This window comes from Rhodopseudomonas faecalis, from assembly GCF_003217325.1.
Lineage (GTDB): Bacteria > Pseudomonadota > Alphaproteobacteria > Rhizobiales > Xanthobacteraceae > Rhodopseudomonas > Rhodopseudomonas faecalis.
On the sequence record NZ_QJTI01000004.1, the window covers coordinates 22,512 to 44,339 of the forward strand.

A 21,828-nucleotide genomic window follows, 5' to 3' on the forward strand; every position below is an offset into this window, starting at 1 on the left:
AGCGCCGTGATCTCACGGAGACAGTTCGCAGCCCGGCTGTTCGGTCCCGGCGCGCTCCAACTCCGGCAGACCTGGCAATGGCCCGCAGATTTTCCGCTCCCTACCAGATGGAATCGATGTCCGGCCTCGCGCTGTGGGCGCGGCGGCTGGCGGTGTTTGCCGCGATCGCGACGCTGGCCTCGATCGGCATCGTGCGTTTCGGGTTTCTGGAAGTGCGCCCGGCGATGGCGACGTTCTTCGCCGCGCTCGGCCTTGCGGGCTTGTCGATTCTGCTGGCGCTCGCCGGTTTCGTCGCGATCTGGCAAAGCGGCGCGCGCGGGCTCGGCGCGATCCTGGCCGCGCTGCTGATCGATGCGCTGATCCTGGCCTATCCCGGCTATCTCGCCGTGCAGTATCACCGGCTGCCGCCGATCCACGACATCACCACCGATTCCATCGACCCGCCGAAATTCGAGGTGCTGTCGCGGCTGCGGGTCGGCAGCGGCACCAACACCGCGGTCTATGCCGGCCTCTATTCCGCCGAGCAGCAGCGCGAGACCTGGCCGGATATCGAAACCGTGCAGCTCGACGTGCCGCCGCAGCGCGCGTTCGACATTGTGCAGGCGATCATCAAGAAGCAGAAATGGCTCGAGGTCGATGCGCGCCCGCCGCAAGCGCCGCGCTTTGAAGGCAAGATCGAAGCGGTGGCGCGCACGCTGATCATGGGTTTTCGCGAGGACGTCGCGGTGCGGGTACTGCCCGACGGCGATGGCTCGCGCGTCGATCTGCGCTCGTCGTCGCGTTACTTCGAAAGCGATCTCGGCAGCAATGCCGCGCGCATCACCAAGCTGATCAAGGCGATCAATGACGCCGCCGATGTCGCGCCAGCGCCGAAGAAGCCGGCGGCCCCCACGCCGAAGAAAAACAGCAAGTAACGGCAGCGCCGCGCGCGGGCGAGCTGCAACGCGCCGGCGAAACGTCAGGCGCGCGCCAGCTTGTAGCGGCCGTCGAACACCGGATCGCCATCGGTGGTGACGATGCCGCGGCCGACCAGATCTTCCAGATGCGCCAGCACCGAATAGCCGGCCGCGGTCGCCAGCCGCGGATCGATGCCGATATAGATCGCGCGCACCATGGTCGGAATGTCGGTCTCCCCCTTGCCGAGCCGGTGCAAAATCGAGGTCTCGCGCGCCTGGCGATGCCGGATCAGATGGCGCACATAGCGTGGCCCTTCCGGGATCAGCTCGCCATGGGCCGAGAAATACAGCTGCTCGTCGCGGCGGCCGAGCTTGTCGAGCGAGGCCATGTATTCCGGCATCGAACCATCCGGCGGCGCCACGATCGAGGTTGACCAGCCCATCACATGATCGCCGACAAAGCTGACACCGCGCTCGCGCCAGGAGAAGCACAGATGGTTGGCGCAGTGCCCGGGCGTCGGCACCGCTTCCAGCGCCCAATCCGGGCCGCCGAGCACGTCGCCGTCGCGGAGCTGCTCATCGGGCACGAAGGCGCGGTCGGCGCCGGATTCGGTCGAAACCTTCTCGTGCTCGTAAAAAGGCCGCGACGCGCGATGCGCGCCCTCGGCATAGACCGTGGCGCCAGTGACCTGTTTCAGATAGGCGGCGCCCGGCGAATGATCCTTGTGGGTGTGGGTGACCAGGATGTGGGTCACGGTCTCGCCGCGCACCGCATCGAGCACCGCGGCGAGATGCACCGGATCATCCGGGCCGGGATCGATGATCGCCACTTGTCCGCGGCCGACGATGTAGCTGACCGTGCCGGTGAAGGTGAATGGCGAGGGATTGGCGCACAACACCCGACGCACACCCGGCACCGGCTCATCCACGATTCCGGGCTGCAGTGCAAAGGCACGATTGAACGGAATGTCGTCGTTGTCGCTCATGCGGGCACCTATAGGCGTTTCTCTCGATCAAGCTTTTGCGGTTCCGAAGCCATCAGAACCGAAGCTCTATTTGTTATTCTGGCGCGTTGTCTAAACGCGATCCGCGATCCACTTCGCTCGCAAACGCGATCGTCGATTGATCCGCGCCGGCGTCATTGCGAGGAGCGAAGCGACGAAGCAATCCAGGCTTGCGGAATGGATTGCTTCGCTTCGCTCGCAATGACGGCTGACGCCTTGAGGCGTTACGAAAACGCCTGAATGCCGGTGATGGCGCGGCCGAGGATCAGCGCATGGATGTCGTGCGTACCCTCATAGGTGTTCACGGTCTCCAGGTTCTGCGCGTGGCGCATCACGTGATACTCGATCTGGATGCCGTTGCCGCCGTGCATATCGCGCGCGGCGCGGGCGATATCGAGCGCCTTGCCGCAATTGTTGCGCTTGACGATCGAGATCATCTCCGGGGCCATCTTGCCCTCGTCGAGCAGCCGGCCGACGCGCAGCGACGCCTGCAGGCCGAGCGCGATCTCGGTCTCCATGTCGGCGAGCTTCTTCTGCACCAGCTGCGTCGCCGCCAGCGGCCGATTGAACTGCTTGCGATCGAGCGTGTACTGCCGGGCGCGCTGCATGCAATCCTCGGCAGCGCCGAGCACGCCCCAGGAAATGCCGTAGCGGGCGCGGTTCAGGCAGCCGAACGGCCCCTTGAGACCGGAGACGTTGGGCAGCAGCGCCTCTTCAGGCACCACCACGCCGTCCATCACGATCTCGCCGGTGATCGAGGCGCGTAAGGAGAGCTTGCCGCCGATTTTCGGCGCCGACAGGCCCTTCATGCCCTTGTCGAGAATGAAGCCGCGGATCTGGTTGTCATGCGCGGCCGACTTGGCCCACACCACGAACACGTCGGCGATCGGCGCGTTCGAAATCCACATCTTGCTGCCGGTCAGCCGATAGCCATCGGCAACCTTTTCGGCACGGGTCTTCATGCCGCCGGGATCGGAACCAGCATCGGGCTCGGTCAGGCCGAAGCAGCCGACCCATTCGCCGGAAGCCAGTTTCGGCAGATACTTCTTGCGCTGGCTTTCATCGCCGTAAGCGTAGATCGGGTACATCACCAGCGAGGACTGCACCGAATTCATCGAGCGATAGCCGGAATCGACGCGCTCGATCTCGCGTGCCACCAGCCCATAGGCAACGTAGCTGGCGCTGGCGCAGCCATATTGCTCGGGCAGCGTGACGCCGATCAGACCCAACTCGCCCATCTCGTTGAAAATGGCGCGATCGGTCTTCTCGTCGAGATAGGCGCTGGTGACGCGCGGCAGCAGCTTGTCCTGCGCATAGGCACGCGCGGTGTCGCGGATCATGCGTTCGTCTTCGGTGAGCTGATCCTCGAGCAGGAACGGATCGTCCCACTTGAAACTCACCGGAGCCGGCTTGTCCTTGGTCTGCGCCCGAACGCTCATCAAAACTCCTTTTGCACGACAGCGCGGCTTTTGCGCGCACGCAAGATCGGCAGGTTAGAGACTCGATGTTCAGCCTTCAAGGCGCTCGTTGGACACGATCTCGATGCCGAAACCGGACAGCCCCTTGTAGTCGAGCTGCGATGAGGTCAGGTGCCGGATCGAGGTGACGCCGAGATCGCGCAGAATCTGCGCGCCGACGCCGATCTCGCGCCACTGCTTGTGGCGATCGGCTTCCGACGACTGCGGCTCGTCGATCGGTTCGACCGGCACGCCGGCGGCGCCATCGCGCAGATAGACCAGCACGCCGGAGCCGGCTTTCTTGAAATGCTCCAGTACGGCTTCCATGCGGCGCGGCCCGGTGAACATCTCTTTCAGGATGTTGGGCTTGTGGAAGCGGGTCAGCACGTTCTTGCCGTCGCCGACGCCGTTATAGACCAGCGCGACATGGGCAATGCTGTCGAACGGCGAGCGATAGGCATAGCCCTGCATCGGGCCGATCGGGCTGTCCATGGTGAAACTCGCCACCCGCTCGATCAGCTTCTCGCGCGCCTGGCGATAGGCGATCAGGCCGGCGATGGTGACGTGCTTGAGGCCATGCGTCTTGGCGAATTCGCTGACCTGCTCGCCCTTCATCACCGAGCCGTCGTCATTCATCAATTCGCTGATCACGCCGACCGGCGGCAGCCCGGCGAGCTTGCACAGATCGACCGCGGCCTCGGTATGGCCGGAGCGCAGCAGCACGCCGCCCTCGCGGGCGATCAGCGGGAAGATGTGGCCGGGGCGGGCAAAGTCATTGGCGCCGGCATTGGGATTGGCGAGCGCGCGGCAGCACGAGGCGCGCTCATCCGCGGAAATGCCGGTGCCGTTATCGGGCTTGTAGTCGATCGAGACCGTGAAGGCGGTGGTGTGGTTGCTGTCATTATGCGCCACCATCGGATCGAGCCGCAGGCGGCGGGCGTCCTGGACGGTGATCGGGGCGCAGACGATGCCGGAGGTGTGCCGGATGATGAAGGCCATCTTCTCCGCGGTGCAGAGCGAGGCAGCAACGATCAGATCGCCCTCGCCCTCACGATCGTCGTCGTCGGTCACGACGACGATCTCGCCATGGGCAAAGGCTTGAAGAACTTCCTGGATGGAATGGGCCATTGGCACTCGCTCGGATGATGTTAGCCGACCATATGGCGCAGCACGCCGGACGACGCAACCACCCGCGGAAATGCCACGGCGCGGAAGCTTAGGTGGCAGCGGCCTTTTTCTTCGCGAACTGGTCGTAAGCTTCGACCGCGGCCGCGGCATACATCACGCTCGGACCGGCGCCCATGTAGATCGCCATGCCCATGGTCTCCATCACCTCGTCGCGGCTGGCGCCATGCTTGACCGCGGCCTCGGCGTGGAAGCCGATGCAGCCGTCGCAACGGGTCGCGACCGCGATCGCCAGCGCGATCAGTTCCTTGGTCTTGGTGTCGAGCGCGTTCGACTTCAGCGCGGCCTGCGCGATCGCCGAAAAGCCCTTCATCACGTCCGGGGTGCCGGTACGAACTTCCTTGAGCGCGACCGACAGGTCGGCGGTCATATCGATCCAGTTCTTGTGCATGGTACTCGCCTGAAAAAGAGGTCCCGGGGACAGTCGCCCCCGGGATTAAGTCGCAAGAAAGACAGCTTAGTTCAGTTACGCTTGGCGGGGCAGGTATTGAAACCAAAAAGCGTATAGGCCGGGCAGAAGCCGATCGCAGCGGTCAACAGCGGCACAACGCCGACCCAAGCCCAAACCGGTCCACCGGTCAGCGCCCAGCCGATCAGAGCGAGGCCAACCAGGGCGCGCAGCGCGCGATCGATCGTTCCAACATTGGCGGTCATGTGTGTTTCCTTCGGTTCTTTGAGTGACGTTATGCCCCCAACCTAGGTCGACAACGAGGTGACGTCTGTGACGAAGTCACCGGCCCGCCGAGGCCGCCACCGCCCGCAGCGGCGCCGCCTTGCGCAGTTCGACACGGCCGCGGCCAAGACTGACCCAGCCGCGTTTTTCAAATGCCTTGAGATGCCGGCTGACCACCTCGCGCGCGGTACCGATCTCGGCCGCCAGCTGCTGGTGGGTGATCGACAGCGCGCTCTGCCCGGAGGTCAGCGTCAGCAGCCGCGACGCCAGCCGCGATTCGATCGATTCGAACGCGACGTGCTGGATCACGCGCATCAGGTCCGCCATCCGCGCCGCCTGGGCATTGAACACGAAGCTGCGGAACCTGGCCGAGCGGCCCATCAGATCGTGGAAGGTTGCCGCCGGCAGCCCGACCGCCTTGACCGGCGTCTCGGTGACCGCAAAGGCGCTGTAGCTCTGGTCGGCCAGCAGCGCCAACGTGGTCAGGATGCACATGCCGCCGGGGCCAATCCGATACAGCACGATCTCGTTGCCCTCGGCGTCGAGCTGGTAAACCCGCACCTGGCCCTCGCACACCAGGATGAAGAAATTGCAGGGCTGGTCCGGGGCAAACACCGTGACCCCGGCCGGCAGTTCCATCGGCACAGCGCCGCCAACCATCGGCGTGCGCTCGCTGGGTGCGAGGTCAGCCAGCGGCCCAAATTGCTGCAGCCAGTCGGTGTCGGACAAATCCATTGCGCACAACGGTCCCACTCGGGCGCGAGGCCCCTGCCGATGATGCTAGGCTGCTGTTCCGGCTAGGAGTCAAGTCCGCCTTTTCGCGCGCCCTATTGCCCCGGAAGACCGGCGACGGCCATGGCGCCTTCTGCTACGCTAGCCCGGTTCAGAGGAATGAACCAAGGACCACGGAATGCGACAAGCACTACAACGATGGCTGGACGGCCAGGGTCTGCTCGGGATCGCGGCCGGCGTATTCGGGGTCGTCACGATATTGTCGCTGCTGCTCGTGGTCGGGGGCTACCTCCTAGTGACGCCGTAATTCCGACATACATACAGCGGGTCTCTGGAGCATGATGATGCCGTCTCTGACCTCCTGGAAAGTCCCGCCCGCGGCTCAGCCGCGCGCCGAGGATTTCTGTTTTGATCTTGACCAGATTCTGCGGTCGGTGGTCGGCCTGCACGCGATCGTGCCGGCCGATGCCTTTACCGCGGAAACGCTGGGCACCGAGCGCAGCGGCAATGGCGTGGTGATCGATGACGGGCTGGTGCTGACCATCGGCTATCTGATCACCGAAGCGGAGACCGTGTGGCTGCATCTCGGCGATGGCCGGGTGGTCGAGGGCCACGCGCTCAGCATCGATCCTGACACCGGCTTCGGCCTGGTGCAGGCGCTGGCGCCGCTCGATCTGCCGGCGGTGCCCCTTGGCAGTTCCGCGGCGGCGCGGCCCGGCGACCGGGTGCTGATCGGCGGCGTCGGCGGCGCCGAGCATTCGGTGGCGGCCTATATCGTCGCCAAGCAGGAATTTTCCGGCTACTGGGAATATCTGCTCGATGAGGCGATCTTCACCACGCCCTCGCACCCGAACTGGGGCGGCACCGCGCTGATTTCCGAGCGCGGCGAACTGATCGGCATCGGCTCGCTGCAGATCGAGCGCGAGCAGAGCGAGCAGGACGACGACGTCCAGATCGAGCATTTCAACATGATGGTGCCGATCGATCTGTTGAAGCCGATCCTCAATGACCTCCGGACCGTCTGCCGGGTGCGCAAGGCGCCGCGGCCCTGGCTCGGCCTCTACGCCGCCGAAATCGACGATCAGGTGGTGGTGGTCGGCGTCACGCCGAAAGCGCCGGCGGCGCGCGCCGAACTCAAGCCCGGCGATCTGATCCTCGCCATCAACGGCGAGCAGGTCGACAATTGCGCCGACTTCTACCGCAAGCTCTGGGCGCTCGGCCCGGCCGGCGTCACCGTGCCGCTGACGCTGTATCGCGGCGGCGACACGTTCGATGTGGAGCTGGTATCCTCGGACCGCTTCAAGCCGCTGAAAAAGCCGCGGCTGCATTAGCACAGGCTGTCAGGGCCGAGCCCGCCGCGGCCCTGAACCCTTTTCCTTGACCAATTTGCCGCCCAGCTCCGGCTTTTCTGCTCTGTCAATTGCAGCGCGGCGGCCGTAAAACACCGCGACCTTCGAGAATTTTGAGGAAATCCAATGCCCGCCTACCGTTCCCGCACCTCCACCCACGGCCGCAACATGGCCGGAGCCCGCGGCCTGTGGCGCGCCACCGGCATGAAGACCGAGGATTTCGGCAAGCCGATCATCGCGGTGGTGAACTCCTTCACGCAGTTCGTGCCGGGCCATGTCCATCTGCAGAATCTCGGGCAGATGGTGGCGCGCGAGATCGAGAAGGCCGGCGGCGTCGCCAAGGAATTCAACACCATCGCGGTCGATGACGGCATCGCGATGGGCCATGACGGCATGCTGTATTCGCTGCCCTCGCGCGAACTGATCGCCGACAGCGTCGAATACATGGTCAATGCCCATTGCGCCGACGCCATGGTGTGCATCTCCAATTGCGACAAGATCACCCCCGGCATGCTGATGGCCGCGCTGCGCCTCAACATTCCCGCGGTGTTCGTGTCGGGCGGCCCGATGGAGGCCGGCAAGGTGGTGCTGTCGACCGGCCCCCGCAAGGTCGACCTGATCGACGCCATGGTGGCCGCGGGCGATGACCGCATCAGCGATTCCGACGTCACCGTGATGGAAGAAAACGCCTGCCCGACCTGCGGCTCCTGCTCGGGCATGTTCACCGCCAATTCGATGAACTGCCTGACCGAAGCGCTCGGCCTGTCGCTGCCCGGCAACGGCTCGGTGCTCGCCACCCATGCCGACCGCCAGCGGCTGTTCGTCGAGGCCGGTCATCTGATCGTCGATCTGGCGCGCCGCTACTACGAACAGGACGACGAAAGCGTGCTGCCGCGCTCGATCGCCTCGTTCGAGGCGTTCGAGAATGCCATGTCGCTCGACATCGCGATGGGCGGCTCGACCAACACCGTGCTGCATCTGCTCGCCGCCGCGCAGGAAGGCGAAGTCAACTTCACCATGGCCGATATCGACCGGCTGTCGCGCCGCGTGCCGTGCCTGTGCAAGGTCGCGCCCTCGGTCTCCACCGTGCATATGGAAGACGTGCATCGTGCCGGCGGCATCATGTCGATCCTCGGCCAGCTCGACTCCGCCGGGCTGCTGAACGGCGACACCAAGACCGTGCACGCGCCCTCGCTGCGCGCGGCGATCGATCTATGGGATATCAGCCGCAGCAATTCCGACACCGTGCGCCAGTTCTATCTCGCTGCGCCCGGCGGCGTGCCGAGCCAGACCGCGTTCAGCCAGAGCCGGCGCTGGGACAGCCTCGACACCGATCGCGAGAACGGCGTGATCCGCAGCAAAGCATACGCCTTCTCGCAGGATGGCGGTTTGGCGGTGCTGTTCGGCAACATCGCGCTCGATGGCTGCATCGTGAAGACCGCGGGCGTCGATGAGAGCATCCTGAAATTCTCGGGCCCCGCCGTGGTGTTCGAGAGCCAGGACGATGCGGTGTCCGGCATCCTGACCGGCAAGGTCAAGGCCGGCGACGTGGTGGTGATCCGCTATGAAGGTCCGCGCGGCGGCCCCGGCATGCAGGAGATGCTGTATCCGACCAGCTACCTGAAATCGAAGGGGCTCGGCAAAGCCTGCGCGCTGATCACCGACGGCCGGTTCTCGGGCGGCACCTCGGGCCTGTCGATCGGCCACTGCTCGCCGGAAGCGGCGGAAGGCGGCAATATCGGCCTGGTCGAAGCCGGCGATATCATCGACATCGACATTCCGAACCGCACCATCAATCTGCGGGTGTCCGACGAGACGCTGGCGACCCGCCGCAAGGCGATGGAGGCCAAGGGCAAGGATGGCTGGAAGCCGGCCGCGCCGCGCAAGCGCAAGGTGTCGGCCGCGCTGAAAGCCTACGCGCTGCTGGCCTCCAGCGCCGCCAAGGGCGCGGTGCGGGTGCTGAAGGACTGATCGAAGCGATTGGTAGCAACCCATCCGTACGTCGTGGCCGGGCTTGTCCCGGCCATCCACGTCTTTGATCCGGCGGCGCCTTCAAGACGTGGATACCCGCGACAAGCGCGGGCATGACGGATCATGGTGGCATCATCCAATACGTTGTGCCGGAGACTGACCTCAGTCTCCGGCGTTTTGTTATCAGCGTGACCTCACGCTTTGCTCTTGCGCGGACGGCTGGCGATCTCGGCCGACAGCGCCGCCAATTGCCGCTGCGCGGCGCGCGCCGCAGCTTTCTCGATCGCGCGGTAGCGACTGACCAGCGATCGACCGAACGGCGTCAGCATCGCGCCGCCGCCATTCTTGCCGCCGGTCTGGCGCTCGACTGCGGCCTGACCGCAGATCCGGTTGGTTTCATCGACCAGGTCCCAAGCGCGCTTGTAGGACATGTCGAGCGCGCGCCCCGCCGCGGCGATCGAGCCGCAGGCGTCGATCTGTTCGAGCAGCGCGATCTTGCCGGGGCCGATGCGGCGCTCCGGCGCGAGATCGATCCGCAGGCTGAGCGACGGCAACGACGATTTCCGCATAGCAGCCTCCTGCAGCGTCACGGCAGTTCAGCATAGGCCGCAGCGGCGCACCGTCCAGCGCTCAATGCGTGTCGGGCAGGATCTGCACCTGCACGTCGCGCGGCTTGGCGAGATAAGGCGCCGAGGTCACCAGCACATCGGCGCCGGCGCCGGCATAGGCCGCGGCATTGCCGGCATTGACGCCGCCCGCCACCGCAACCTGCGGCCGCCGCGGCCGCTCCGACAATTGCTGCGACAGCGCCATCACTTCATCGGGCGTGAATTTTTCGAGCTGCAGCACGTCGAAGCCGGCCTCGGCGGCGAGCAGCGCCGCCTCGATCGAAGTCACCTCGATCACCAGCTTCTTCTCCGGCGCGCCGCGCCGCAGCAGCGCCACCGTCGCCGCCAGCGGTTGCTCGCCCAGCAAAGCGCGATGCTCGGGGAACAGCAAAATGCTCTCCGACAGGCCGAGCCGGTGCATCACCGCCCCGCCCGCTTTCACCGCGGCGGCGGCGAAACGCTTGGTGCCGGGCGTGTTCTTGCGGGTGCAGGCCACCACCACCTGCGGCGACACCGACTGCGCGGCGGCGACGATCTCGCGCGCCGCCGAGGCAACGCCGGACCAGACCTCGATCAAGGTCTGCGCCACCTTCCAGCTTTTCAGCAGCGCCCCAGCCGGTCCGCGCGCGGTCAGGATCGGCGCGCCATGGGTCAGCGTCGCGCCGCAGCAGGACGCCAGCTCCACCTCGCCGCCGCACATCGCAATCAGCGCCGCGGCATCATTGACCGCCGAAGCCACCATCACGTCGCGAGCGGTGAAGCGCATGATCGCCGGCACCGCGCCGATGCCGAGCGCCTCGGTGGTCAGGTCGCCATGGGGAACATCGTCGAGCAGCAGATCTTCAAGCTCGGCGCGACTGGCGCCGGTGGGAAGGGACGCGGTCAAGGCAGGTCTCCAGACGGGACAGCGGGACTGCAGCCACACGGCCGCCGCGGTCGCCGCTATGTACGAATGAATACATCGATGTCGGACTCCCGACGCCCTGGCAGGCATCTTTTAGGGATTCCGGCCACCGATTAAGCAAAATACACGCCGAAACGCCCGGCATGATGCTTGCTAGACTGACTTTGATCAATGCCACCAACGGGTGATCCGACCGGATGCCCGCGCACCGTCAGGATGCCGCTCATGGGCCTCGAGCTTCCCGAACCCGACCCGAATCTGGTGGCGGCGATCATCTACCACCCCGAAGACGACATCGACACACTGCTCGCCGAATTGGGTGAGTGGTGGCGCGAAGTCTCGACCCGGCAGGCCGCGCGCGCGGTGCGCGCCCTGGAGATCGCCGCCGCCGAACTGAGCGCGCAGACGACCGCCAGCGGGAGGCCGTCATGAGCGATGACGCCCTGCAATCGCGGCTGCATTGCTCGCAATTGCCGATCGCCCTGATCATGGGCACCAGCGAAATCGCCTCGGCAGTCGCGGTGCGGCTGACCCAGCTCGGCTATGCGGTGATCATGAGTCACGATCCGTTTCCGCCGGTGATGCGGCGGGCGATGGCGTTTCATGACGCGCTCTATGACGATCGGGTGGCGGTGGACGGCATCGAGGGCAAGCACGCCGAGACTGCGAGCGAAATCGCCACCGCGCTGTCGCAGCCCAATCAGGTCGCGGTAACGTCGCTGCATCTCACCGATCTGCTAGCGCTCTATCCGATCAGCATTTTGGTCGATGCCCGCATGCAGAAGCATCGCATCACCCCTGATTTCCGCGGCGTCGCCGGGCTCACGATCGGCCTCGGCCCCAAATTCGCGGTGGACGTCAATTGCGACATCGCGGTGGAAACGCGGCCAGCGAAAAACGGCACCGTGATCCGCTCCGGGCAGACCGACGATCCAGACGGCATCGCCCGGAAGCTTGGCGGGGTCGGCGCCGAGCGCTTTGTCTATTCCGAGCGCGCCGGCCGCTGGCACACCGCACTCGAAATCGGCGCCCGGGTGTTCAAAGGCTTTGTGATCGGCCATCTCGACGGCCTGCCGGTGCCGGCGCCGATCGACGGCGTGCTGCGCGGCCTGGTGCGCGACGGCACTCAGGTCCCGCAGCGGGTGAAACTGATCGAGGTCGATCCGCGCGGCCCCGATGCCAGCTGGACCGGCAGCGACGAGCGCGGCCGCACCATTGCCGCTGCCACCGTGGCGGCGATCCGGCTGCATGCGCTGCGGCCGGCGATGGTCCGGCGCGGCGCCGGGTTGTTCTGGCGCTGAGCGAGCGGCGACGCGCCAAGATCGCCCAAGGTAAACGATCAGTTAACCGCGCGCCGCGCTGGTGTCATTCGGTCAACGAATGGCACAGGCAGATGTGTGCCGCTCGCCGATCAATGCGGCCTGCCCCGGCCTCATCCTATAGAGCTGGCCGGCGCCGGCTCTCGCCGTCCTTTCCACCGGCCTGATCCATGCGCGTCAGGCCGACGGCGCACAGATAGGTTCTCGCGATGAAGTTCACCACCCGACTGATCCTGCTGGTCACCGTGCTCACGGTCGGCGCCACGCTGCTGACCTCGGCGCTGCTGAGCTGGACCACCAAGCAAGCGATCATCAGCGGCGCGGAAAATTCTGGCGAGCGCGTGGCGCGGCTGCTGGCCCGCAGTGCCAGCCTCGCCACCTCGATTCCAGCTGAGGTGGAAGCGGTGATCGCCAAGCAGATGGTGGCGCAGGGCGCGATCCTGGCGCAGTTCGTCGAAGCGGCAGAGCGTGCCGGCTACAGCACCGCCGAGATCAATCGTCGGCTGAAGCGTTTGACCGAGGAAACCGAGATCGACGAGATCTGGATCACCGACGAGAAGGGCCACGCTTATCTGCGCACTGAAAGCAATGTCGACTTCACCTTCAGCAATTCGCCGCAGGCGCAGCCGCAAGCCTATGCGTTCCACGATCTGCTCACCGGCAAGCGCAATGTGGTGATCCAGGACGCCCGCAAGCGCGAGATCGACAATCTGCATTTCAAATATGTTGGCGTGCCGGGCGTGGATAAGCCGCGCATCGTCCAGGTCGGTCATGACGCGCGTTTCCTGGAACTGCTGGCGATGAAGATCGGCCTGCCGCGCACCGTCGAAAATCTGCTCGCCGGCGGAGATATCAACGCGGTCTGGGTGTTCGACCGCAAGCTCGATGCCATCGTCGGCCCGGGCAGCTATGGCGCCGAGAAGCCGAATGAGGCCGAGATGGCGCCGGTGCGCGACGTGATCGCCGACGGCAAGATCCGCCATGTTGAAAGCCCCGGCAGCCTGAGCGTGATCGCGCCGGTGCAGAATGACAAGCAGCAGGTGATCGGCGCGGCGTTGGTGCGGCTGCCGATGGACCGGGTCTGGGCGTTCGTGCAGAAGCAGGTCGAGATCAGCGCCGCGATCGCATCGGCGATTGCCGCGCTCGGCATTGTGCTGTCGATCGGCGTGGCGCGCTATCAGGCGGCGCCGCTGCGCGAGATCACGCGCGCTGCCGCGGCGGTGGAAACCAAGAAATTCGATCCGGCCTTGCTGTCCAAGGTGACCGAACGGACCGACGAATTGGGGCAGCTCGCGCGGGTGTTCACCAGCATGGCGAGCCAGGTGGCGGCGCGCGAGGAATATCTCGACTCGATGGTGCAGCAGCGCACCGAAGAATTGGAGAACCGCAACCGCAGCCTGGAAGGGCTGTCCGCCAAGCTGTCCAAATATCTGTCGCCGCAGGTGTACTCCTCGATTTTCTCCGGCAGCCAGGTCGCCGAGATCGCTTCCGAGCGTAAGAAGCTGACGATCTTCCTGTCCGACATCGCCGATTTCTCCGCGACCACCGACAAGCTGGAGTCGGAAGAACTGACGGCGATGCTGAACCGCTATCTCGCCGAGATGGCGCAGATCGCGCTCAAGCACGGCGCCACCATCGACAAATATGTCGGCGACGCCATTTTGGCGTTCTTTGGCGATCCGGAGAGCCGCGGCGTACGCGAAGACGCGCGCGCCTGCCTGCTGATGGCGATCGAAATGCAGGCCAAACTCAAGGAGCTGGAGCTGGAATGGATGGGCGCCGGCACTGAACGGCCATTCCGCGTGCGGATCGGCATCAACACCGGCTATTGCACGGTGGGCAATTTCGGCAGCCCCGATCGCATGGACTACACCATCATCGGCAGTGAGGTGAATCTGGCGTCACGGCTGGAACAGAGCTGCGAGCCCGGCTCGATCCTGATCTCGCATGTCACCTGGTCGCTGGTGAACGACATCATCGACGCCGAGGAATGCCCGCCGCTGAACGTCAAAGGTTTTAGCGAGCCGGTGCGCACTTACGCGGTGCGCGGCCTGAAGACCGCCGCGCGCAGCACCATCATTCGCCGGGAACTGACCGGCATGCGGCTGTTCATCGATACGGCGACGGTTGACCGCAGCGCCGTGCAGCAAACCCTGGCGCAAGTGGCCGAGCAGCTGCAGCCGCAATCCTGAGCGCCGCCGGCCGTTACTTGCCGGCGACGTTGCGGTCGCGCGCTTCGCGGATCAGCCGGTCCATATCGGCGCCGAGTGCCGCCTCCTGCGCGGCGATCTGCTGCACCGGCACGGTGCCGTTGCCGACCACAGCGCCGTTCACGGGCTTGGCGGTGGGCACGATGGTCGGGCTGTCGGCTTTCTTGAGCTGCGCCGACTGAGCCCCCGGGGCCGGACCGTTGGCCTGCGGCTGCGCGGCGGCTTGCGGAGCCGGCTGCGCCGGACGCGGCACCTGCACCACCGGCTGCAACACCGAGCGCCGCACCTGCTGCAGCGGCGCCACCTTGGCCGGCGGCGTGGTGGCCGCTGCGGGGTTGGTCGCGCCATTAGCCGGCGCCGCGGGCTTGGCGGTGACCGGAATGGTCCTGACCTGCATCGGCTGCGCCACGATCGCGCCCTTCGGCAATTGCGAGGTGAGCCGATCGCCGCTGACCCGGGCCTGGATGCGCGCGGCATAAACGCTCGGCGGCGCGAAGAACATCTTGGCCAGCACCGGCACCACTTCCAGGAAGATCACGAACAGCTTGGTCATCCAGGAAAACAGCACGATGGTGGCGCCGTCCTTGGCGTCCTTCTTCAGTTCCTGATACGCGGTCATGCGCGACAGCGGATCGTTCTTGGCCTTGGCCTGGAAATGCGCGGCGCTCATCACTTCGCGCCGATAGGCTTCGATCCGTTCGTCCTTGCGGGTCTCGAACTGCTTGAGCGACGCACGCGCTTCATCGACCTGCGCCTGCAACGACTCGCGCTTGGACTTGATGCCGGCGATCTCCTGCTCGCGCAGCGCCAGTGCATCCATCATCAGCTTGTTCTGCACCGCGCGCAATTCATCGCGCTTGGTGCGCAGCTGGGTGATTTCCGCCTGCCGGGCGTCGCGCTGCTGCTCGAGGCTTTCGCGCTGCCGCTTGGCGAATTGATAGCGCGGCCCGATGCCCGATTTGCCGCTATTGGCATCGCTGAGCTTCTGGCCGGTTTCCTCGGCATTCTCCTCGGCGGCGTATTTCAGAATGTTCTTGTCGATCTCGCGCAGCTCGGCGCGCAGCCCCTGTTCTTCGGTATCGAGTGCCTTGATGCGCTGCTCGATCTCATCAAAGCGGGCATTGGCCGCAGGATCGGCCGACGGAATCGCGGTCGGCGCGTTGCGCAGCGCGGTTTCCAGCGTTTCGAGATTGGCGCGGCGCCGTTCGCTCTCGGCGTCGAGCTGCGCCTGGAACTGTTCGACCTTCTGCACCACCGGCGCGTTGGCGGCGGCGCGGTTCTGCTCGATCCGCTCGCTGATGCTGTCCGAAAAAATCGCCAATTCCAGGAAGGTAGCGATCACCCAGGCCAGCCCGAACGAAATCGACAGACGCACCGTGACGCGCAGCAAGCGCCACGCGGTCTGCTTCCAGCTGAGATCGCTTTCGGTGCCATCTTCATTGCGGCGGAGCAGGCCCTGATAGAACCAGTCCGACTGATAGAGCGCCCGGTCGAACATGAACACCACGGTGGCGATCACGAATGACGTCGCCGCCTGCAGCCTGACATCGGAGATCATGTAGCCGGTGGCGTGAAAGGAGATGCCAAACACCACCACGAATGACAGACACAGCGATACGCCAAGATGCGCAGCCCAGATCCGGTCGGTGGGCGGGCATGTCGCCAGCGTTTCCCGATCAACACCTGCAATGTAGTTCAAGACACGCTGGAACATGGCCACTCCGCAGTGTTGGTGGTGTGGTTAACAATTGGTAGCCCCAGCAAATCTAGCAACGTCCCGCGCTCGTCAGAAGGGACCGCCGCCTGCCATCACTACACAGAGTTAACCGCCGCAGCGCCGCCGCGGCAAAATGGTGTCAAAACACCCTCCGCAGCGATTGTGACGCTTTACGCGGCAGCGTAGCGACGAAAATCGGCAGTATTTCGCTCGCAGGGCGAACCCGCCCAAACTATCAGCCCTGCTTTCCGACCGGGAGTCGGCCCTGATCAGCAAATAGTGATCGGGTTGTCAGCCAGTGCAGCGGCAAAGCTTCACCGTGTTCAGCCGTCAGCAGTGCCGAGCCGGTGCTCGATCGCATGCCGCCGCGCTGATCGATGACAGCCCAATTAGCTGATGCAGATGGCATTACCGCTCCAGGCGTTATTGCCGGCAACTCGATAACACAGCGAAAGATCATGTAGTTACGCATCGCTGCGCTGGACAATCGCGCATAGCGCGAACCATGGCGCGGATCAGCTCCTCACCAAGCAACGGAGTGAACTCAACGCTCGATCAGCGCTGATCACTCACCATTGCAAATCGCCGTGCAGCGCCGATGCTAACTGCCCGCCATATCGAGCGCGTGCAGGTGGTGAATGGGCTGAAAGCCGGCAACCTCACCGCGGCGCTGCGCGGCGAACATGTCGGCACGCTGATCCACACCGCGGCCCGGCCAAGCTGATCTTCGCAAGCGGCTGAAGCAACGATCTCGCAGGGCGCCTGAGCTGCCGCTTGGGCGCCCTTGTCGTTGCGGCGGGATGCGGTCCGTAAGACCTGCGCAAAACGCATGGACAGCTTGCAGCACGCCACCACGGGCCAACGCCGGCCAAGCAAGCCGGCACGCGGCGTGACTCCCCAGCGAAATGCGCTACAACGCGGCTTCACGCGCGGCGAGGACGATAACAGCGATGGTGTTTGGAATTGATAGCCTGTCGGGAAAGGCTGAACTGGTCGGAGTGGCAGGATTTGAACCTGCGACCCCTGCGTCCCGAACGCAGTGCTCTACCGGGCTGAGCCACACTCCGACAGCGAGGCCCGGCTTATAGCCTCGGCTTTCGGAGTGTGCAAGACGTTGAATCGAGAAAATGGACAAATGATTTGATGACTGTCGATCTGACCACCGCCGTGCTCCCCGCCTCCGACCAGGCGGTGCAAACCGCCAACAGCTGCCTGCGCGGCGGCGGTTTGGTGGCGTTTCCGACCGAAACCGTTTACGGGCTCGGCGCCGATGCCACCAATGGCGCGGCGATTGCGCGGCTTTATCAGGCCAAGGCGCGGCCGGCGTTCAATCCTTTGATCGCCCATGTCGCGGATCTGGAGGCTGCGCAGCGAATCGGCCGGTTCGGCCCGGCAGCCTTGCAGCTGGCGCAGAGCTTCTGGCCCGGTCCGCTGACCCTGGTGGTGCCGAAAACCGAATCATGCACCGTCGCGGAGCTGGCGACTGCCGGTCTCGGCACCGTCGCGATTCGCGTGCCGGCCCATCCGGTGGCGCAGGCGATACTGCGCGCGCTCGGCCGGCCGGTGGTGGCGCCGTCGGCGAATCGCTCCGGTCACGTGTCGCCGACCACCGCCGCCCATGTTCATGGCGACCTCGATGGCCGCATCGATCTGATCGTCGATGGCGGGCCGGTCACCGTCGGGGTGGAATCGACCATCGTCGGCTGTTTCGACACGCCGGTGCTGCTGCGCCCGGGCGGGGTGCCGCGCGAAGCGATCGAGGCCGTGCTGGGCGCGCCGCTGGCGCAGCCGCAGGCGCCGGCCGGTGCCGCGCCGCTGGCGCCCGGCATGCTGTCGTCGCACTACGCGCCGCGCAGCGCGGTGCGGCTCAATGCCAGCTCGGTCACGCCCGGCGAAGCGCTGCTGGCGTTCGGCCAGCCGCTGCCGCCGGGCAGCGAGGCCGCGTCGCGTGTGCTTAACTTGTCGGAAACCGGCGACCTCACGGAGGCCGCCGCCCATCTGTTCGGCTATCTGCGTGCGCTCGACGGCAAAAGCCCGATCGGCATCGCGGTGATGCCTGTGCCGACCCATGGGCTCGGCGAGGCGATCAACGACCGGCTGGCGCGCGCCGCGGCGCCGCGGCCCTGACACCGATCCGGATTGATCCCAGTCCCAGCCATCAACAGCCGTGGAAGCGCCATGACCGTCCCCCCGCCCTCGCTGTCGCCGGAGCTGATCGCCCGCTTTGCCGCGATCGTCGGCCCCAACCAGGCGCTGACCGCGCCGGCCGATCTCGCGCCCTATATCGCCGAGGACCGCGCCCGCTTCCCCGGCCGCTCGCCGCTGGTGCTGCGCCCGGGCTCGACCGAGGAGGTCGCGGCGATCTGCCGGCTCGCCAGCGCTGAGCGGATCGCGCTGGTGCCGCAGGGCGGCAATACCGGGCTGGTCGGCGGCCAGACCCCGCTCAATGGCGAGGTGGTGGTGTCGCTCAAGCGCATGGACCGGCTGCGCGAACTCGACCTCGCGTCCAACACCATGACGGTGGAAGCCGGCATGATCCTGCAACACGCCCAGGAGCACGCCGCGGCGGCCGACCGGCTGTTTCCGCTTTCGCTCGGCGCGCAGGGCAGCTGCACGATCGGCGGCAATCTGTCGACCAATGCCGGCGGCACCGCGGCGCTGGCCTATGGGCTGGCGCGCGACATGGCGCTCGGCCTGGAAGTGGTGCTGGCCGATGGCCGGGTGCTGAACGGTCTGTCCAAGCTCAAGAAGGACAACACCGGCTACGATCTGCGCGACCTGTTCATCGGCGCCGAGGGCACGCTCGGCATCATCACCGCGGCGACGCTCAAACTGTTTCCCAAGCCGCGCGCGGTGGCGACCGCCTTTGTCGGGCTGCGCTCGCCGCAGCACGCGCTGACGCTGTTGCAGCTCGCCCGCGACGCCGCGGCCAGCGAACTGACCAGCTTTGAACTGATCGCCGAGATCGCGGTGCGCTTCAGCGTCGCGATCGGCAATCGCGATCCGCTTTCCGGCCGCCATCCCTGGTACGTGCTGCTGGAAGTATCATCGCCGCGCAGCGACGCCCGCGACACGCTGGAAGCGATCCTGACCGCGGCGCTCGAGCAAGAGGTGATCGACGATGCGGTGATCGCCGAAAGCCTCAGCCAGCGCGCGGCATTCTGGAAGCTGCGCGAAGAGATTTCGCCATCGCAGAAGCCGGAAGGCGGCTCGATCAAGCACGACGTCTCGGTGCCGGTCGCAGCGGTGCCGGCTTTCATCGAACAGGCCAACGACGCGGTGACGCGGCTCATCCCCGGCGCGCGGCCGGTGCCGTTCGGTCATCTCGGTGATGGCAATATCCACTACAACGTCAGCCAGCCGGTCGGCGCCGACGCAGCGGCGTTCCTGGCGCGCTGGCATGAGGTCAACGCCGTGGTGTTCGCGATCGTGCAGCAGCTCGGCGGTTCGATCTCGGCAGAACACGGCATCGGCGTGCTGAAGCGCGACGAACTGCCGATGGTGAAGGACAAGGTGGCGATGGCGCTGATGCGGTCGATCAAAGCAACGCTCGATCCGCTCGGCATCATGAACCCGGGTAAGGTGCTGTGAGGCATGGATCGCGTGACGACCAAAGCGGCGCTGGTGATTGCGCCGATCAACGACGACGACATTTCCGCCGTGGTGGCGCTGTGGCAAGACTGCGGCCTGACCCGGCCCTGGAACGATCCCGCCGCCGATATCGCGCTGGCAAGGCGCGGCGATAATTCCGAGGTGCTGATCGGCCGTGCTGGCGAGGCGATCGTCGCCACCGCAATGGTCGGCCATGAGGGCCATCGCGGCTGGGTGTATTACGTCGCGGTCGACCCCGCGCATCGCCAGCAGGGTTTTGGCCGCGCCATCATGGAGGCCGCCGAACACTGGCTGCGGCAGCGCGACATCGTCAAGATGCAGCTGTTGGTGCGGCCGGAAAACACCAAGGTGCAGGCGTTTTACGAGACGCTCGGCTATGGCGTGCAAGAGCGCATCGTCTACGCCAAATGGCTCGATGGCTGCCCACTGACGCCGTAGCGCCGGCGGCAGTCATCTGCACTAGTTTTCTTCGTCGCTACTTGGCACCCAGTTGGGTCGAGGCTCGCGGACGCCGACGAATTTCGTGACGCCAAGGATACGGCTGAGGTACTCGGTGTAGAACTGAGTGAGCTGTTCGGTCGGCAGCATCCTCTTCACCACCACGGACGTATTGCCGGAAGGATGCTCCAAGACCAAACGTCCCCGAACAAACCTTTGCTTGCAGCCGATCCTCCTCGCCTCGTCCAAAAACTGCGCGAGCGTTGGCAATGATGGCAGCCTTGGCGGCATCCGGCACTCGACCTGGTTGAAGAATCAACTTGGAACAACCTGCTATTCATGCCACAAAATCAGCGAACTGGACCGACTGCTGGTCGGTCTCCCCGTCCCGGGGGAGCTTTGCTGTTGGTTCTGAGTGGCTGGTGTTCGTGCTCAAGAAACCTTAACCGCAGGTCGTCATCATGCGCCGGCTAGTTGGAACAATCGCGAGCATTATTGGTTCGTTCCAGTCCCCTGGGGCGCGCAAGATGAACAGCATCGGTATCAGAGCGGTCCTCTTTCAGCAGGATGAGGTGTGGTGCGCGCAGTGCCTCGAGCACGACATCGCCGCCGAAGCCCCGACCCTGGACGCGCTCAAGGATGAGATGGAAGCCGTGCTGGCAATTCAGGCTGAATTGTCGCTCAGCCACGGCAAGGAGCCGTTTGCTGACTTGCCGCGTGCTCCCGAAAAATACTTCCGCATGTACGAGGCGTTGCAACGTGCGTCCGGGCGCATCGCCGAAGAACATTCGATCCCGCTCGACGACCATGTTCACGCCTGCATCGTCGCCCGGTTTGCATATCAGCACGACCACGTCGTCTGACACTCGGCGTATCGCCTGAGAGCCGATCACCTCGGACTGATCATTTCAGAACAACGAGTTCTCAAAACAACGAGCCCTGCCCATCCGGCGCGGCACGTTTGCGGCGCCGCGCGGGTCTTGATGTGCTGATCTTTTTGGCAGATTGCGGCGACGGCTCCTGCGGCAGCTCGGCCGGATCAGCGACCGGCTCGATCAGCCCGGCATGGTCATTGCCGACATTGTTGACCTCGGTCGATACCGGGTGCCACAGCAACGTGCCGTCCGGCGGCGCGTGTAGCAGCTCGGCGGCCTCTTCGGCCGACACCGTGGCGCAATCGAGCCAGCGATCGAGATCGCCGGCTGCGATCGTCACCGGCACCCGGTCGTGCAGCACCGCCATCGCCGCGCTGGCCGCCGCGGTGATGATCGCCACAGTATCGACCTCCTCGCCATGCGGGCCGACCCAGGTTTCCGCGAGCGCCGCCAGCGCCAGCGGCGCGCCATCGCTCGGGTGGATGAAATAAGGCTGCTTGCGGGCGCCGCGCCGCTGCCATTCGTAATAACCGTCGGCCGGCACCACGCAGCGCCGGCGCCGCATCGCGCCACGAAACGCCGGCTTGTCGAGCACGGTTTCGGCGCGGGCGTTGATCAGCAGCGCGAACTGGCGCGGGTCCTTGACCCAGGACGGCATCAAGCCCCAGCGCATCAGTTGGAACTGGCGGATGCCATGATCGACCAGCACCACTGGGATCGGCTGGGTCGGCGCCACATTATACCGAGGCGGAAAATTAGGCTGTTCCTGATAGCCAAACACCAGCCGTATCGCCGCGGGCGGCGAGGTGATCACAAACCGACCGCACATCACAGGTCCCCGGGCAACGCCATGTTCAGTCCCCTTTAACCGATCGTGC

22 protein-coding genes, 1 tRNA gene and 1 pseudogene are annotated in these 21,828 nt (G+C 65.4%); 11 read left to right on the forward strand and 13 right to left on the reverse strand.

Features of this window, described 5'->3' with window-relative positions; genetic code table 11:
* The first annotated feature begins 77 nt into the window (after positions 1-77).
* Entirely contained in the window at positions 78-914 is an 837-nt protein-coding gene (locus BJ122_RS04870) for a DUF1499 domain-containing protein (protein WP_110780027.1), read from the forward strand.
* 44 nt (positions 915-958) lie between these two features.
* On the opposite strand, the gene BJ122_RS04875 is transcribed toward BJ122_RS04870, so the two are convergent.
* The 6 genes from BJ122_RS04875 to BJ122_RS04900 form a co-directional block, all read right to left on the reverse strand.
* Complete coding sequence (locus BJ122_RS04875; protein WP_110780028.1) at positions 959-1,882, reverse strand: MBL fold metallo-hydrolase; 924 nt, start codon at positions 1,880-1,882, stop codon at positions 959-961.
* Between the two features lie 242 nt (positions 1,883-2,124).
* Positions 2,125-3,339, reverse strand: coding sequence for an acyl-CoA dehydrogenase (locus tag BJ122_RS04880; RefSeq protein ID WP_110780029.1), 1,215 nt, complete (start codon positions 3,337-3,339; stop codon positions 2,125-2,127).
* 69 nt (positions 3,340-3,408) lie between these two features.
* Positions 3,409-4,485 carry a 3,4-dihydroxy-2-butanone-4-phosphate synthase gene (gene ribB / locus BJ122_RS04885; protein ID WP_110780030.1) on the reverse strand — a complete coding sequence of 359 codons (1,077 nt, stop codon included), beginning with the start codon at positions 4,483-4,485 and terminating at the stop codon, positions 3,409-3,411.
* Between the two features lie 88 nt (positions 4,486-4,573).
* Positions 4,574-4,933, reverse strand: coding sequence for a carboxymuconolactone decarboxylase family protein (locus tag BJ122_RS04890; protein WP_110780031.1), 360 nt, complete (start codon positions 4,931-4,933; stop codon positions 4,574-4,576).
* A gap of 71 nt (positions 4,934-5,004) precedes the next feature.
* Positions 5,005-5,196, reverse strand: coding sequence for a YgaP family membrane protein (locus BJ122_RS04895; RefSeq protein ID WP_110780032.1), 192 nt, complete (start codon positions 5,194-5,196; stop codon positions 5,005-5,007).
* 76 nt (positions 5,197-5,272) lie between these two features.
* Entirely contained in the window at positions 5,273-5,950 is a 678-nt protein-coding gene (locus BJ122_RS04900) for a Crp/Fnr family transcriptional regulator (protein ID WP_110780033.1), read from the reverse strand.
* 341 nt (positions 5,951-6,291) lie between these two features.
* Between BJ122_RS04900 and BJ122_RS04905 the strand changes: the two genes are divergently transcribed.
* Positions 6,292-7,278: a S1C family serine protease gene (locus BJ122_RS04905; protein ID WP_110780151.1), complete on the forward strand. Its 987-nt coding sequence runs from the start codon at positions 6,292-6,294 to the stop codon at positions 7,276-7,278.
* Between the two features lie 144 nt (positions 7,279-7,422).
* Positions 7,423-9,267 carry a dihydroxy-acid dehydratase gene (gene ilvD / locus BJ122_RS04910; protein ID WP_110780034.1) on the forward strand — a complete coding sequence of 615 codons (1,845 nt, stop codon included), beginning with the start codon at positions 7,423-7,425 and terminating at the stop codon, positions 9,265-9,267.
* A gap of 194 nt (positions 9,268-9,461) precedes the next feature.
* On the opposite strand, the gene BJ122_RS04915 is transcribed toward ilvD, so the two are convergent.
* Together BJ122_RS04915 and modD are read right to left on the reverse strand one after the other, a co-directional pair.
* Positions 9,462-9,836: a winged helix-turn-helix domain-containing protein gene (locus BJ122_RS04915; RefSeq protein ID WP_110780035.1), complete on the reverse strand. Its 375-nt coding sequence runs from the start codon at positions 9,834-9,836 to the stop codon at positions 9,462-9,464.
* 61 nt (positions 9,837-9,897) lie between these two features.
* Positions 9,898-10,761 carry a ModD protein gene (modD, locus tag BJ122_RS04920; RefSeq protein WP_245407619.1) on the reverse strand — a complete coding sequence of 288 codons (864 nt, stop codon included), beginning with the start codon at positions 10,759-10,761 and terminating at the stop codon, positions 9,898-9,900.
* 243 nt (positions 10,762-11,004) lie between these two features.
* Between modD and BJ122_RS19180 the strand changes: the two genes are divergently transcribed.
* The 3 genes from BJ122_RS19180 (at position 11,005) to BJ122_RS04935 (ending at position 14,290) form a co-directional block, all read left to right on the forward strand.
* Positions 11,005-11,211: a hypothetical protein gene (locus BJ122_RS19180; protein ID WP_181418879.1), complete on the forward strand. Its 207-nt coding sequence runs from the start codon at positions 11,005-11,007 to the stop codon at positions 11,209-11,211.
* Positions 11,208-12,080, forward strand: coding sequence for a xanthine dehydrogenase (locus BJ122_RS04930; protein WP_110780037.1), 873 nt, complete (start codon positions 11,208-11,210; stop codon positions 12,078-12,080). The genes BJ122_RS19180 and BJ122_RS04930 overlap by 4 nt, the downstream gene beginning before the upstream one ends.
* 227 nt (positions 12,081-12,307) lie before the next feature.
* Positions 12,308-14,290, forward strand: a complete 1,983-nt coding sequence (locus tag BJ122_RS04935) for an adenylate/guanylate cyclase domain-containing protein (RefSeq protein WP_110780038.1) — start codon at positions 12,308-12,310, stop codon at positions 14,288-14,290.
* 13 nt (positions 14,291-14,303) lie between these two features.
* Here BJ122_RS04935 and BJ122_RS04940 read toward each other — a convergent pair whose 3' ends face one another.
* Both BJ122_RS04940 and BJ122_RS19400 read right to left on the reverse strand, forming a co-directional pair.
* On the reverse strand, positions 14,304-16,022 hold the full coding sequence (locus BJ122_RS04940; RefSeq protein ID WP_110780039.1) for a DUF4407 domain-containing protein: 1,719 nt from the start codon (positions 16,020-16,022) through the stop codon (positions 14,304-14,306).
* Between the two features lie 238 nt (positions 16,023-16,260).
* On the reverse strand, positions 16,261-16,497 hold the full coding sequence (locus BJ122_RS19400; protein ID WP_210205431.1) for a hypothetical protein: 237 nt from the start codon (positions 16,495-16,497) through the stop codon (positions 16,261-16,263).
* Positions 16,498-16,623: 126 nt separating this feature from the next.
* On the opposite strand from BJ122_RS19400, the pseudogene BJ122_RS04945 reads away from it, so the two are divergent.
* A pseudogene (locus BJ122_RS04945) lies at positions 16,624-16,749 on the forward strand (molybdenum storage protein subunit alpha); the annotation flags it as partial.
* Positions 16,750-17,015: 266 nt separating this feature from the next.
* Here BJ122_RS04945 and BJ122_RS04950 read toward each other — a convergent pair.
* Positions 17,016-17,092 (reverse strand) — tRNA-Pro (locus BJ122_RS04950).
* Positions 17,093-17,168: 76 nt separating this feature from the next.
* Between BJ122_RS04950 and BJ122_RS04955 the strand changes: the two genes are divergently transcribed.
* Genes BJ122_RS04955 through BJ122_RS04965 form a run of 3 tightly spaced genes read left to right on the forward strand, consistent with a single transcriptional unit; the run spans position 17,169 to position 20,075 of the window.
* Positions 17,169-18,152 (forward strand): L-threonylcarbamoyladenylate synthase, encoded by a 984-nt coding sequence (locus BJ122_RS04955; protein ID WP_110780040.1) that lies wholly within the window; start codon positions 17,169-17,171, stop codon positions 18,150-18,152.
* Between the two features lie 51 nt (positions 18,153-18,203).
* Positions 18,204-19,616, forward strand: a complete 1,413-nt coding sequence (locus tag BJ122_RS04960; RefSeq protein ID WP_110780041.1) for an FAD-binding oxidoreductase — start codon at positions 18,204-18,206, stop codon at positions 19,614-19,616.
* A 3-nt stretch (positions 19,617-19,619) separates the two neighbouring features.
* Positions 19,620-20,075 (forward strand): GNAT family acetyltransferase, encoded by a 456-nt coding sequence (locus BJ122_RS04965; RefSeq protein ID WP_181418880.1) that lies wholly within the window; start codon positions 19,620-19,622, stop codon positions 20,073-20,075.
* Between the two features lie 21 nt (positions 20,076-20,096).
* Here the strand turns inward: BJ122_RS04965 and BJ122_RS19405 are convergent, their stop codons facing one another.
* On the reverse strand, positions 20,097-20,267 hold the full coding sequence (locus BJ122_RS19405) for a hypothetical protein (RefSeq protein ID WP_210205432.1): 171 nt from the start codon (positions 20,265-20,267) through the stop codon (positions 20,097-20,099).
* A gap of 335 nt (positions 20,268-20,602) precedes the next feature.
* Between BJ122_RS19405 and BJ122_RS04975 the strand changes: the two genes are divergently transcribed.
* Complete coding sequence (locus BJ122_RS04975; RefSeq protein WP_110780043.1) at positions 20,603-20,938, forward strand: hypothetical protein; 336 nt, start codon at positions 20,603-20,605, stop codon at positions 20,936-20,938.
* A gap of 61 nt (positions 20,939-20,999) precedes the next feature.
* On the opposite strand, the gene BJ122_RS04980 is transcribed toward BJ122_RS04975, so the two are convergent.
* Positions 21,000-21,779, reverse strand: coding sequence for an SOS response-associated peptidase (locus tag BJ122_RS04980; protein ID WP_110780044.1), 780 nt, complete (start codon positions 21,777-21,779; stop codon positions 21,000-21,002).
* Between the last annotated feature and the right edge of the window lie 49 nt (positions 21,780-21,828).